This window comes from Hyphomicrobium sp. (genome assembly GCF_003987855.1).
Classification (GTDB): Bacteria; Pseudomonadota; Alphaproteobacteria; order Rhizobiales; family Hyphomicrobiaceae; genus Hyphomicrobium_B.
The window spans coordinates 77,510-89,247 of the sequence record NZ_RXIZ01000016.1; the positions used below are offsets into that span (position 1 = coordinate 77,510).

The window sequence follows — 11,738 nt, forward strand, 5'->3', positions numbered from 1 at the left end:
GTTCGAGAACGAGATCAGGTTTCCGATCAAGTCCAGAACGAACACGATCACAGCGCCCAGCAGAACAGGTTCGAGCCAAGGATATTTGTCGAGCATTTGAGTTGTCCTCACGTGCTTTGTTATGCCGCCTCCCGAGTCGCGGCTTGCGGGGAAGCCTTAGCACGCCCTTCGGCGCTCAATGCGACGTGTGATTACCGCTTGGGGAAGTGCGCTTCACGACTGACGCCGGGAGGGCACAGCGGAGGGGTCCGGCGCGTTCATCGCCCGCGAATTCCTCGTCATCCCGATCGTCCGGCAACAGGCAAAACTTCCTGGATATCAATCACTCAACTTCTGAAACGATATAACAGTTCAACAATTCGTGATCACAAAAAGTTTGAGCGGCGTTAGCGAAAAGAGATTGGAATTTTGGCAGTTATCTAACTATGTCAATTCGCAACAGGAGAAACCTGTCGGAATACGAGGAGGACACACCATGAAGACCTGGACGAAGCCCGAAGTTCGCGAGCAGGAAGTTGGTCTCGAAGTCACGAGCTATCTGCCGGCCGAGATCGACCTGATCTAACGAATTCGAACCTTTGTGTTCCTGAACGGCGGCCTGTTGGCCGCCGTTTTTGTTTGGGGAAGAGGCAGAGAAAGGTCGCGAGGCTCTGCTGCGGCCGCTATAACCCCCGCATGACTCAACACGAGACCCTCAAGCCCTCTCCGACGGTCCGCGTCGGTAACGTCACGTTCGCAAACGACGCTCCTATCGCGGTGCTTGCAGGCCCCTGTCAGATGGAGAGCCGCGCGCACGCGCTCGAAATGGCAGCGGCGCTGAAGGAAATAGCAGGCAAGCTGGGGATCGGTCTCGTCTTCAAGGCCTCGTTCGACAAGGCGAACCGCACTTCGCTCACGGGGCGGCGAGGCATTGGGCTTGAAGCCGCTCTTCCGGTGTTCGCTGAAATCCGGGAAACGTTTGCTCTTCCCGTGGTGACCGATGTCCACGAGGTCGCGCAGTGCGCGCCGGTGGGCGAAGTCGTTGACGTGCTGCAGATCCCGGCTTTCTTGTGCCGGCAAACCGACCTTCTGATTGCCGCCGCGCAGACGGGCCGGGTGGTAAAAATCAAGAAAGGCCAGTTCCTCGCGCCTTGGGACATGAAGAACGTGGTTGCCAAGGTCACAGGATCCGGCAATTCGAACGTGCTCGTGACAGAGCGGGGTTCGAGCTTTGGTTACAACACGCTCGTGGTCGACATGCGTGCACTGCCGCAGATGGCGGAGACCGGTGCGCCAGTGATTTTCGACGCCACGCACGCTGTGCAGCAGCCGGGAGGACAGGGCACCTCGTCGGGCGGCGATCGCAGATTTGTGCCGGTGCTTGCCCGCGCCGCTGTGGCAGCCGGCGTCGCTGGCCTCTTCATCGAGACGCACCAGGATCCGGACAAAGCACCCTCGGATGGTCCGAACATGGTGCCGCTCAAAGACTTCGGTGCGCTTGTCGCCGAGTTGCAGGCCATCGATGCAGTGGTCAAAAAGCAAAAGGCCGCGAGCCAGGCCTGAACTCGCGCCCTTCTGAATTTACGTAGATGGCATTCCAGCCTGATCTGCCCGGGGTGGGCCAGACATTGCAGGCAATGCGTAGATACAAATTCGATAGTGAAGTTCTTGGGCTCCGTCCGTGCGCTCGGACGGCATGCTTTTGCTGCGAATTTTCAGTGCTGGTTAGGGACTGAACTTTCCCTTTCGCCGCCGCTTCGATGGCCGCCGCGACCGGCCCATATTGGGGTCGGCGAAAGGATTTCGATGCTTTAGGCTTTGTCAGACCAGAGCTTCGCCGCGAGCGCCTCGAGATGAGCTTGGGTCGTAAGCGCTCCGAACTGTCCTTTCTTGCTGACCACGATGCCGACGACGCAGGCATTCGGGGAACAGGCAGACCAGGACGTTCGTCCGACGTTGACGGCGGCAATAGCCATCGACGTCATGAGAAGGCTCAATGTCGAGAAGCAGGTGACGTAGGCGACAGTGCGGGAAACAAGTTCATAGTGCATGGTCAACCTCAAACGCAGAACCAGGGATGACAACACTTCCACTTGCGTGCTTGACTTTGGGTCCGGGAAGGCGGTGCCGAAAGTCCATGTGTTGAGAGTGCGTCAACCTTGGTTAAGGACGCGTTAAGGCTAACGAACCGTGAATAAAAAAATGGGCAGCATTTCCTGCTGCCCACGAACTTCCAGCTTGGAATTAAGGGCTCTAGCTTTTCATCTCGGCACGGATCGCGCGGGCGAGCGCGCCGGCGCGCTCATCAATCAGCTGGGGGATCTCGCAGGCGATCGGAATGTTGGCCTGCTTCTCCTGGAAGGTGCGAACTTCCCACTTGTACTTTTCTTCCTTGCTCGAGAGCTGGGATATCTCGCCGGCAGGGCCGCTAGAATCGTCCGTGACGCCCAGATCATTCGCGGGGGGTAGTTCGATGCCCTCCTTCTCGATCTCCTTGGAGCGCTCAAGCTGGCGCTTGTGGAAGCGCTCGATGCCCGACATTACGACCTTACGATCTTCGTTGGTGCGGGTCAGAATGGCGGCGAAGAGGTCGGTGAGCTTTGCATCGCGTGTATCGGCAGGTAGGCCGTCGGCGTATTTCTTGATCGCGGCCTCTGCATCGGCCTCCTTGATCCGGCGCGAAACGACGTATTGCGATAGCTTGCGGATCGCGTCGTCTTTGCGCCAGCTCGAGGTATCCTTAATTTCAGGACCATCCCAGATCGTAGCGGCGGAAAGGACTGGAACCTTCCGATAGACGCAGGGCCACTCCGCCTTTGCAGGCTCATCTGCGACCACCGATAGTGACCAGGCGAACGATGCGGAAATACCGATAGCAAGGGGTATAGCGGCGCGAAGAACGTGTCTCATCGTTGTCATTCCAAACCTCAAGCTGAACCGCCAGGGCCGCCGCGCCGAGCGATCAACCCTTTCGATGGATTGTAGGCAAATACCGCCGCTGCCAGGAAGAAGACCGTGCAGCCGACGACTATGGCAAGTGAAACGGTATCGATCTGTCCATAAAGTCCAAAGCGGATTAATTCCACCGCGTAGGTAAACGGATTGAGCCGGCAGATCTCAAACAGCATGGGGCTCGCTTCGCGGATGCGCCATAGCGGGTAGAGCGCGGAAGACGCGAAGAACATTGGGAAGATGACGAAATTCATCACCCCGGCGAAGTTCTCAAGCTGCTTGATCACCGACGACATGAAAAGCGCAAGCGATCCGAGCATGAGACCTGCGAGGATGATTGCCGGGATCACGGTGATGTAGCCGGCGAAGGGCTGGATCAGGGTCGGAAGCGCGAACAACGAGTGCACGATTGGATCCGTCATCGTGGGGATGACACCGCCCGACCAACTCGGTGCATCGTAAAACGTGAAGAGCTTCACCTCGGTGATCGGCGGGGGGGCAATTCCCCAGAACCAGGCGACGAGCATGAACGCATAGGCTTGCAGTAGAGCTACGGAGACGCCGCCGAGGAGCTTGGACAGCAGCAGAAATGACCGTGGGAATGGGCTAACGAGCAGCGTGCGCATCGTGCCGGTTTCGCGATCATAGACCATCGATAACGAGGACTGCATCGCGTTGAAGAGCAGAATCATCGCGATGAGACCGGGGGCGATGAACTCTTCGTAGAGAACGTAGGTCTCGTAAGGCGGGATGATTGAAATGCCGAGGGTCTGCCGGAATCCTGCCGCGAAAATGAAGAGCCAGATCAGCGGCCGAACGAGCGCGGACAAAAACCGCTCGCGCTGGTGGAGGTAGCGCAGGATCTCGCGCCACACGATGCCCTTGAAGCAAGCGAGATAGCCCGCTGCGCCGAGCCTGCGGCGCGCATCCGCATCGGTCTCATGATAAGCCGCGGGCATGTCTGCCGGCCCGGTCGTGACCGCTTGCGACATCAGGCGGCCTCCTCGATCGCAGACTTCGTGCCCGTCAGCGTCCGGAACGCCTCGCGGACGCTCGACGTTCCGGTCAAGGTCAAAAGTTGCGGAACCGGGCCGTTGTAGAGGATGACCCCCTTATGCAGGATGACGACCTGATCGGTCTTCATGACCTCGTCCATCATATGGGTCGCCCACAAAACCCCGATGCGCTCTTTCGCAACGAGATCCCGAACGATTTTCATGACCGTCTCACGGGAGCCTAGATCCAGCCCGACCGTCGCCTCGTCGAGCAGCAGAAGATCCGGATGATGCATGAGGGAGCGTGCTATCTCCACGCGACGGAGCTGACCGCCTGACAAGGCGCGAACCTTTTCATTGGCGCGGTCCGCTAGGCCTACGAGTTCCAGAGCGTGTTTCGCCCGATCGGCGGCTGTGCGGCCGGAGAAACCATGCAGCGCCGCGTGATATTTCATGTTCTGCATGAGTGTCAGATCGACGTCGAGCGTCCGGCTCTGGAAGACGACGCCCAGCCGCTGCAGGGCCTGCGATGGCCGTCGTCGCACATCGTAGCCGCGAATGAAAATCTCGCCGGTCACGTTGTCGTAGAGCCGCGTGATCAGCGAAAACAGCGTCGACTTGCCCGCTCCGTTCAATCCGAGCAGCACGACGAAAGCGCCTTGCTCAACCGCCAGCGAAACGCGGTCAAGAACTTTCCGGTCACCGAAGCTGTGGCTTACATTGTTGACGACGAGGGCAGGTGTCGTGTCGGCTCCCGTGATGTTTTCTGCTGCCATGCTCGCTCGCTGCCTCTTCGTTCTTGCCCGGGTTTCGCTCAATTCGGCGAAACCACCACGCCCCACGGGTAACGTCCGACCTTGATCGACTTGATTGCCTTTTGATTGGCAACGTCTATCACGCTCACGTCGTTCGAAGCGCCGTTCGTCGTGAGGAGGTATTTATAATCGGGCGTGAAGTACATCTGCCACACGCGCTGGCCAACAAGAATGTACTTCAAAACCTTGAATGTTGATGTGTCGATGACGGCCACGCGGTTGGCCGGGCCAAGGGCCACGAAAGCGATTTTGTCGTCCTTGGTAATGCGGATGCCGACCGGCTGGATCGACTCCTGCTCGACGCCGGGAATGGCGAAGTTGATCTTGGAGATGATCTTCCGGTCTGCCGGATTGATGACGGCCACCGTGCCACCCACCTCGGAGGAAACCCAGAGCTGCGTCTGCGCGGAATTGAACATTGCGACGCGCGGGCGGCTATCGACGAGGACGTTGTCGAAGGTTTTGTGTGTCGTCGTATCAATGAAGTGCGCCATGTTCGTCGTCTCCGACGTATTCACGAGCACTTTGCCGTCTGGGCTCATGCCCATGCCTTCCGGCTCGACGCCAACAGGGATCTCGGAGATCACCTTCGATGTCTCAATGTCGACGACCGTGACGAGGTTATCGTCTTCGTTGGCGATGTAGAGACGTTTGCCATCTGGATGCAGGGTCAACAGCTCCGGATCGGGTCCGGACGGCAGCGATTTCACATACTCAAGTGTTTTGGCGTCATAGATCTTCACATCGTTATCGTCGCTTGTGCAGATGATCAGCCATTTGCCGTCCTTGGACATGACGATGCCGCGAGGCCGCTGACCGATCTTCACGGTCTTGACGACTTCCATCTTGTCCGTGTCGATCACCGACAGACTGTTGTCCTTTTCATTGGTGACGTAGGCCATGTAGGCATTGGCCGGTGTCACGCAAAATATTGCAATCGCGGCGGAAACCATCGCAGGCAAAAGCGTTGAAAGTCGCGACATTCTAAACTCCAGTTGAAGATCACTTGCGCCACGGAGCGCTGACGGACGCGTCATTGCGTGTAGGCTTTGCATTTGGTCTCGGGCTTATCGATGCCGAGGGTGTCGAGAACGCTGAACTGATGGAGGAAACCCTGCTGAGGCGAAACGCTGACGAACATCTTGGGGTTCGTCACGATCAGTGGTTCGCGAACTTGACCATTCCAGCCACGGAAGCTCAGGGCCACGCCTTTGAAGCCCGCCACTTCGAACTTTGGTGAGTGCATGTAGTCGCGTAACGTCTTGAAATCGACTTGGTGCGTTCGCGATGCAGCTTCCCCGACGGCGCGGACGGCCAGCCACGCATCATAATCGATGGCGCGCATGGGCCGGTTCGCAAGGCGCTTAAACCGGTTCTGGAACTGTGTGCCGCCCCAGAGCTCGAGAGAGGCATGCCAGCTCGTGGGTATCAAGCCAGTGGAGCCTACAATCGGCCGCGGGACCCAGGTGCGGTAGGGAAAGTAGTCGCCAAATACTTCATCCTCGTCGACGACGAGAACGACATCATGGTCTTTGGCGCCCTGCATGAACTGCGGGATTTGCTGCTGGATCTGCTCGAACCCGCCATCGGCACGGCGATTTCCCGTATCGACCTTGAACTGTCGTTCCTCAACAATTTTAGCACCGAATTTCTTTGCGGCGCGCCTATAGGCGTCCGCGAGCATCTGGTCGTTCTGACTTGGTCCGACGACCATCAACCAGTTGGGCCAGCGCTTCCAAACCAGGTATTGCGCGAGCGCGTCCGCCAGCATCGATCGCGTCGGTGCTGTGTGCATGACGTTGGCGCGACAGTCCTCCTCGCGCAGCCGATCGTCGGGATTGCCGACATTGAAAATCTGGACGGGCTTTCCGGCCATCGCATCGGAGAACTTCAGAAGTGAATCGGGAGCCATGTCGGCGATGATGAATGCGTCGCCCGCTGCCAGCTTTTCCTGTGCGCCCTTGATGAGATCATCGACGTTGCCGTTGAGAACATCGAGCTTGAACGATTGATTCAGAAAGCGTCCTGTCGTGTTGTTGTCGGCGATGCCGAGCTTTGCGCCAGCAATACCGTCATCGGGGCTCGGCTGATCGAGGAGCGAGAGTGGCGGCTCCTCACGTTCGCGATCCTCTTTCACGTAGAGAATTTGAATGGATTGCTGCGCTTGCTCGGACTGAGCGGGAATAGGGATAGGCTGCGGCGCATTTTGCGCTGCAGCATAACCCGTGGAGGCAGCAATGGCCGCGTAGAAGAAGACGAGAAAAGATGCGGCGCCCCTTGGACTTAGCCAAGCTGGCGCGAGTGCACGAATAGTACTGGTGCTTACGGAGAACAATGATCCGACTCCAGCCATTTCCGTCGAACGCGAACTCTCGCGCTCATGGGCAAAGTGTTACTGTGTTGCTAAAAGGGGGCGAGCGATAACGATGTCAAGCCGCCCGCTACGGCCTCGCGCGTTTGTGACCGGTCATTCTTTGCAAACGAGGCGTGAACCTCTTGCAATCCTGGGGGGTTAGCGGGCACCTACAGGTATGCGCTTCGGCCGAGCGCTATCGTCCCCTAGATCCCTGAGTTTGCTCAGTCGTTGGATACGAAAAAGCCGATGCATTTTGTAAAGCTTGTTCTTCCCGCCTTTCTCGCCGTCGTTCTTGCGGTACCTGGCATGGCAGCTACGAAGGCCGCCATTTTCCCCTTCGACATCCACGATGCTCAACAGGATGGCGAGGTCGTTCCGCAATACAACCCTGACGACCTGCGCCGGTTGAAGCTCATCGCCGACGAGCTCAAGACCCTCATGGAGAAGGATGGGAAGTACTCGGTCGTAGACCTTGCTCCACAAGCCAAGGCCGTCGAAGCGGCGGCGCCCTTCAATCAATGCAATGGCTGCGAGGTTGCGATCGCCAAGGAAGCGGGCGCGGACATCGCCGTCACGGGGTACGTCGACAAGGTATCCGGGGCGCTGATCAACCTCGCCATCGCCGCCCGCGATACAAAAACTGGGGAGCTGACCAAGACGATGTCAGCTTCCATCAACGGTGATACCGACGAGCTTTGGCTGCACGGCGTACGGTATCTCTGGCGAAACCGCTTTAACGTCGAGGCGCCCGCGAAATGACAACCTTCACGCGCCGCGGCGTTCTTTCGACGGGCGCCGCATTCTCGATTTCCATGGCGCTGCCGCGTGTTCTCAGCGCGGCCGAGCCGCTGTGTCTGACGTCGGTGAAATTCGGATCGCTCAGCTGGGTGATCGACACCATCCGCACGGAAGGCATCGATAAGAAGCAGGGCCTCGATCTGAAAATCATCGATGTTGCGACCAACCCTGCAGCGCCGGTTGCTCTTTTGTCCGGTGCTGCGGACGTGATCGTCAGCGATTGGACCTGGGCGCTACGTCAACGGGCACGCGGCGACGACCTCAAATTCTTTCCGTACTCGTCTTCGCTCGGCAGCGTCATGGTCGCGAAAGATAGCCCGATAAAGTCGTTGGGCGATCTGAAAGGCAAGAAAATCGGCGTAGCTGGGACAGGGATCGACAAGAGCTGGATTTTATTGCGGGCCTATTCTCGGAAAGCGCTTGGCAAAGATATCGCTGAACTGGCGGAGCCCGTGTTCGGCGCCGCTCCCCTCGTGTCCGAAGAATTCAAAAATGGCCGGCTAGATGCGGTCCTCAACTTCTGGACGTATGCCGCGCGGCTCAAGGCCGGCGGAGCGACCGAACTCCTGACCATGGCAGACGTCATCAAAGGGCTTGGCGTTTCACCTACGCCGGCGCTTGTGGGCTTCATCTGGTCCGAGAAGGCCGCGCGTGAAAAGAGCCTGCCCATCGACAAGCTACTCGCGGCCGTAGACGAGGCAGACAGTGTCTTGGCGAAATCGGATGCGGCGTGGCAGCGGCTCCGCCCTCTCATTAGACCGGCGAGCGATGCCGAGCTTGTTGCGATCAGGGAATATTATCGCTCAGGCATCACGAGATCGTGGGGTGCGGCCGACACCGCGGCGGCGGAAAAGCTGACGAAGCTTCTCATTGAACTAGGCGATACGGAACTCGTTGGTGATGGCACCCATTTCGACCAGAATCTCTTCCACACCTAGGCTCTTGGCAGCACCCTCAGGTTTTACCGCTTCGCTCGAGCGCCTGTTCTGGATGGCGGGGTCGCTGCTGGCGCTCGCCCTGCTTTGGCAGCTCATCGCCATCTATGCAGAAAGCCGGTACCTGCCAACACCTCTGACAGTCTTCGACGTTCTCTGGAGGGAGGGCGCCAGCGGAGATCTCTGGAAGCATACGTCGGCGACGCTCGTTCGCGTCGCTATTGCTTTCATCGTTTCGATGATCATCGGCACGTCGATAGGTTTGTTTCTCGGCCGCTATCGGACAGCTGACAAGTTTTTCGATGCTTGGCTGATCCTTTTTCTCAATCTGCCGGCGCTCGTCACCATTACGCTCTGCTACATCTGGTTCGGCCTTACCGATGCAGCTGCCATCACGGCGGTTGCGCTTAATAAGATTCCCAACGTTGCCGTCAATATGCGCGAGGGCGCGCGCAGCCTCTCCAAAGATCTCGACGAGATGGCGCTGGTTTACAAGTTTGGATGGTGGAAGACGCTCCGACACGTAACGCTGCCACAGCTGGCGCCCTTCTTTGCCGCCTCTGCGCGATCGGGCTTGGCACTCGTGTGGAAGATCGTCCTGGTGGTCGAAGCATTCGGCCGATCGAGCGGCGTTGGCTATCGGCTCAGCATCGCCTTCCAGGAATTCGACGTCAGCACTATTCTGGCCTATGCGCTCGCCTTCATTCTCATTGTACAAATCATCGAGTTTACGGTTCTCCAGCCGCTGCAGTCGCGGGTGAATACATGGCGGCGGTGAAATCCATGAATGGCACTGCGCCGATCCGCGTGTTAGTGGATCGCAAGATCTTTCCTGCCGTCGGTGACCGGGACGCTCAGCTCGTGCTGAAGGACGTCTCGTTTGAGGTAGCGCCGCGTTCGTTCCTGGTCATCACCGGCCCCTCGGGGTGTGGCAAGTCCACACTGCTCAATATCATCGCGGGGCTCGACAATAACTACGAGGGAAAGGTTGACCTCGGCCCAGCCAGTGATCGGCTGGCGTTTATCTTTCAAACTCCGCGCCTTCTGCCGTGGCGGACCGTCTATGAAAACATTGCTCTGGCGCTGCCCGATAGCGACCCGCGGCAGGCCAAGATCCCGGCCATGCTTGAAAGTGTCGGGCTAGGGCACTCGATGAATGCCTATCCGGAGCGTCTTTCTCTCGGCATGCAGAGGCGGGCGGCGCTTGCTCGTGGATTTATCCTGGAGCCCGAAATCCTGCTCATGGACGAGCCGTTTGTGTCGCTCGACGATCCGACAGCAGCGAGCCTCCGCAGCCTCCTGACCGAGCTCTGGCATACCCATCCGACCACGGTCATCTTCGTAACACACGACAGGACGGAGGCAATTCAGCTCGGGACACGGATCTTGCGCTTGGCGCCTGGAAAGGCGAGTGTAGTTCAGGATGCGTCCATCAACCTGACCGAGGAGCAGCGCCACGACCGTGCTGCGATACTCGCGGAACAAAATCGGATTTTCGCCGCCTGACGGCCGGCAATCCTCAATCTCGGAACGGCGGAATGATTTACGGTTTGAGACAGGGCAGGCCCGCCTTTCTCGCCAGCGTGACGAATGCGGCTGAAGCGGAAACGGCTCTCGCCGGGGGCGCAGACATAATCGACTGCAAAGATCCATCGTCCGGCGCACTCGGCGCTCTGGATCTCGCGGCGGTGCGGGAGATCGTAACAAGAATCGATGGGCGGCTGCCGGTAAGCGCCACCGTTGGCGATCTGCCGGCAGTCGCAGATGTGCTCGTCAATGCCGTAGATCGCATGGCTGAGACCGGCGTCGACATCGTCAAGATTGGTATCTTCGCGGGAGATGACCCGCGCGCTGCCATCGCCGCGCTTGGCAGCGATCGTCATTCGTCAACGCCGCTGGTTGCAGTCTTGATGGCGGATCAGCGTCCGGACTTTTCGCTGCTGACAGAGCTTGCGGCGGCGGGGTTCTCCGGCGTCATGCTCGACACGGCAGACAAGTCTTCAGGACGCTTGTCGACCGTCCTTTCGCTTACGCGGCTCGACGAGTTCGTAAAGTTGGCGCGCAGCAACGATCTTTTCGTCGGACTCGCTGGATCGCTTAAAGGTACTGACATCCCCGCGCTCGCGGCGCTCCAACCGGATATGTTGGGGTTCAGAGGGGCGCTTTGTTCGGCCGGGCGCGTGAGTTCGTTGGAACGTGATCGGTTGGATGCTATCCGGCAAGAGATCGATAAAGCCAAACGTGCAATCGCGCGGGAGACGACCGTCGCATGAAAGACAAAAAAAAGTCCGTCAAGCCAAAGGCGAATGACGGCGATACCGCAAAGTTCAAGAAGGCAGCCGCGAAGGCGAGAGAGATTGGCGACACGATCTTCGTTCATGACTTCGTCGTCGACTGCAACGTCGGTGTCTACGCCGAAGAGCAAGGTGTGACGCAGAAGGTGCGCTTCGCTGTCGAGGCGCGGCTAGCGAAAGAAATCTTCAGTGTCGACGACGAGATGGTTGAGGTGCCGTCTTACGCCGATATCATCGACATGATCGTCGCCCTTGCGCGAGGAGGGCACATCAATCTGGTCGAGACGTTTGCGGAGCGGATCGCTTCGCAAATCCTTGCTGACGATCGGATCGTCGCAGTGCGAATCCGGTTGGAAAAGCTCGAGCGAGGTCCTCGGCGCGGTGTAGAGATCATTCGACCGGCGACACGAGCGGCTGCGCGCGAGTTTGGTCGTGGCTAAGGACGAAGTTAGGGGCGATCCTCCGCTCGTCATCAAAGTCGGAGGCAGCCTCGCGAAGGCGGGTCGGCTCGATGAAGTTCTTGCAAAGATCGGCGCGGCGCGCATTCCCATTGTTGTCGTTCCTGGCGGCGGACCCTTCGCCGACGCGGTTCGCGATCTGCAAAAGGTCTTGCA

At 58.6% G+C, this 11,738-nt stretch carries 14 protein-coding genes and 1 pseudogene; 9 read left to right on the top strand and 6 right to left on the bottom strand.

The genetic code is table 11. The features are described 5' to 3' along the window. Positions 1-475 precede the first annotated feature (475 nt). Both pqqA and kdsA read left to right on the top strand, forming a co-directional pair. Positions 476-565 carry a pyrroloquinoline quinone precursor peptide PqqA gene (gene pqqA / locus EKK30_RS16250; protein WP_013947273.1) on the top strand — a complete coding sequence of 30 codons (90 nt, stop codon included), beginning with the start codon at positions 476-478 and terminating at the stop codon, positions 563-565. Positions 566-675: 110 nt separating this feature from the next. After that, the gene (kdsA, locus tag EKK30_RS16255) at positions 676-1,542 is read left to right on the top strand and encodes a 3-deoxy-8-phosphooctulonate synthase (RefSeq protein WP_290986614.1); all 867 of its coding nucleotides are present in this window, start codon (positions 676-678) and stop codon (positions 1,540-1,542) included. Positions 1,543-1,790: 248 nt separating this feature from the next. Here the strand turns inward: kdsA and EKK30_RS16260 are convergent, their stop codons facing one another. The 6 genes from EKK30_RS16260 to EKK30_RS16285 all read right to left on the bottom strand — a co-directional run bounded on the left by EKK30_RS16260 (position 1,791) and on the right by EKK30_RS16285 (position 7,076). Next, positions 1,791-2,030: a hypothetical protein gene (locus EKK30_RS16260; protein WP_290986616.1), complete on the bottom strand. Its 240-nt coding sequence runs from the start codon at positions 2,028-2,030 to the stop codon at positions 1,791-1,793. A gap of 202 nt (positions 2,031-2,232) precedes the next feature. Further along, positions 2,233-2,889, bottom strand: a complete 657-nt coding sequence (locus tag EKK30_RS16265) for a hypothetical protein (protein WP_290986617.1) — start codon at positions 2,887-2,889, stop codon at positions 2,233-2,235. Between the two features lie 17 nt (positions 2,890-2,906). Next, positions 2,907-3,890: an ABC transporter permease gene (locus tag EKK30_RS16270; protein ID WP_290986648.1), complete on the bottom strand. Its 984-nt coding sequence runs from the start codon at positions 3,888-3,890 to the stop codon at positions 2,907-2,909. 32 nt (positions 3,891-3,922) lie between these two features. Beyond that, positions 3,923-4,702 carry an ABC transporter ATP-binding protein gene (locus EKK30_RS16275; RefSeq protein WP_290986618.1) on the bottom strand — a complete coding sequence of 260 codons (780 nt, stop codon included), beginning with the start codon at positions 4,700-4,702 and terminating at the stop codon, positions 3,923-3,925. Between the two features lie 38 nt (positions 4,703-4,740). Then, the gene (locus EKK30_RS16280) at positions 4,741-5,724 is read right to left on the bottom strand and encodes a YVTN family beta-propeller repeat protein (RefSeq protein WP_290986619.1); all 984 of its coding nucleotides are present in this window, start codon (positions 5,722-5,724) and stop codon (positions 4,741-4,743) included. Positions 5,725-5,774: 50 nt separating this feature from the next. Then, entirely contained in the window at positions 5,775-7,076 is a 1,302-nt protein-coding gene (locus tag EKK30_RS16285; RefSeq protein WP_290986620.1) for an ABC transporter substrate-binding protein, read from the bottom strand. Between the two features lie 267 nt (positions 7,077-7,343). Between EKK30_RS16285 and EKK30_RS16290 the strand changes: the two genes are divergently transcribed. The 7 genes and pseudogenes from EKK30_RS16290 to EKK30_RS16320 all read left to right on the top strand — a co-directional run. Then, complete coding sequence (locus EKK30_RS16290) at positions 7,344-7,856, top strand: DUF3280 domain-containing protein (protein ID WP_290986622.1); 513 nt, start codon at positions 7,344-7,346, stop codon at positions 7,854-7,856. Continuing rightward, entirely contained in the window at positions 7,853-8,833 is a 981-nt protein-coding gene (locus EKK30_RS16295; protein ID WP_290986623.1) for an ABC transporter substrate-binding protein, read from the top strand. Before EKK30_RS16290 ends, EKK30_RS16295 begins: the two co-directional genes overlap by 4 nt. Then, entirely contained in the window at positions 8,796-9,608 is an 813-nt protein-coding gene (locus tag EKK30_RS16300; RefSeq protein WP_290986624.1) for an ABC transporter permease, read from the top strand. The genes EKK30_RS16295 and EKK30_RS16300 overlap by 38 nt, the downstream gene beginning before the upstream one ends. Beyond that, positions 9,596-10,336: an ABC transporter ATP-binding protein gene (locus EKK30_RS16305; RefSeq protein WP_290986626.1), complete on the top strand. Its 741-nt coding sequence runs from the start codon at positions 9,596-9,598 to the stop codon at positions 10,334-10,336. The genes EKK30_RS16300 and EKK30_RS16305 overlap by 13 nt, the downstream gene beginning before the upstream one ends. Before the next feature lie 32 nt (positions 10,337-10,368). Next, positions 10,369-11,103 (top strand): (5-formylfuran-3-yl)methyl phosphate synthase, encoded by a 735-nt coding sequence (locus EKK30_RS16310; protein ID WP_290986627.1) that lies wholly within the window; start codon positions 10,369-10,371, stop codon positions 11,101-11,103. Next, complete coding sequence (locus EKK30_RS16315) at positions 11,100-11,564, top strand: dihydroneopterin aldolase (RefSeq protein WP_290986628.1); 465 nt, start codon at positions 11,100-11,102, stop codon at positions 11,562-11,564. Before EKK30_RS16310 ends, EKK30_RS16315 begins: the two co-directional genes overlap by 4 nt. Next, positions 11,557-11,738 (top strand): annotated as a pseudogene (locus EKK30_RS16320) (uridylate kinase); the annotation flags it as partial. The gene EKK30_RS16315 and the pseudogene EKK30_RS16320, both read left to right, overlap by 8 nt.

Coding starts and splice junctions, on each gene's coding strand:
- EKK30_RS16265 (WP_290986617.1), bottom strand. CDS start 2,889: ATGAGACACGTTCTTCGCGCCGCTATACCCCTTGCTATCGGTATTTCC.
- EKK30_RS16295 (WP_290986623.1), top strand. CDS start 7,853: ATGACAACCTTCACGCGCCGCGGCGTTCTTTCGACGGGCGCCGCATTC.
- EKK30_RS16270 (WP_290986648.1), bottom strand. CDS start 3,890: ATGCCCGCGGCTTATCATGAGACCGATGCGGATGCGCGCCGCAGGCTC.
- EKK30_RS16275 (WP_290986618.1), bottom strand. CDS start 4,702: ATGGCAGCAGAAAACATCACGGGAGCCGACACGACACCTGCCCTCGTC.
- EKK30_RS16305 (WP_290986626.1), top strand. CDS start 9,596: ATGGCGGCGGTGAAATCCATGAATGGCACTGCGCCGATCCGCGTGTTA.
- EKK30_RS16300 (WP_290986624.1), top strand. CDS start 8,796: ATGGCACCCATTTCGACCAGAATCTCTTCCACACCTAGGCTCTTGGCA.
- kdsA (WP_290986614.1), top strand. CDS start 676: ATGACTCAACACGAGACCCTCAAGCCCTCTCCGACGGTCCGCGTCGGT.
- pqqA (WP_013947273.1), top strand. CDS start 476: ATGAAGACCTGGACGAAGCCCGAAGTTCGCGAGCAGGAAGTTGGTCTC.
- EKK30_RS16310 (WP_290986627.1), top strand. CDS start 10,369: ATGATTTACGGTTTGAGACAGGGCAGGCCCGCCTTTCTCGCCAGCGTG.
- EKK30_RS16290 (WP_290986622.1), top strand. CDS start 7,344: ATGCATTTTGTAAAGCTTGTTCTTCCCGCCTTTCTCGCCGTCGTTCTT.
- EKK30_RS16280 (WP_290986619.1), bottom strand. CDS start 5,724: ATGTCGCGACTTTCAACGCTTTTGCCTGCGATGGTTTCCGCCGCGATT.
- EKK30_RS16260 (WP_290986616.1), bottom strand. CDS start 2,030: ATGCACTATGAACTTGTTTCCCGCACTGTCGCCTACGTCACCTGCTTC.
- EKK30_RS16315 (WP_290986628.1), top strand. CDS start 11,100: ATGAAAGACAAAAAAAAGTCCGTCAAGCCAAAGGCGAATGACGGCGAT.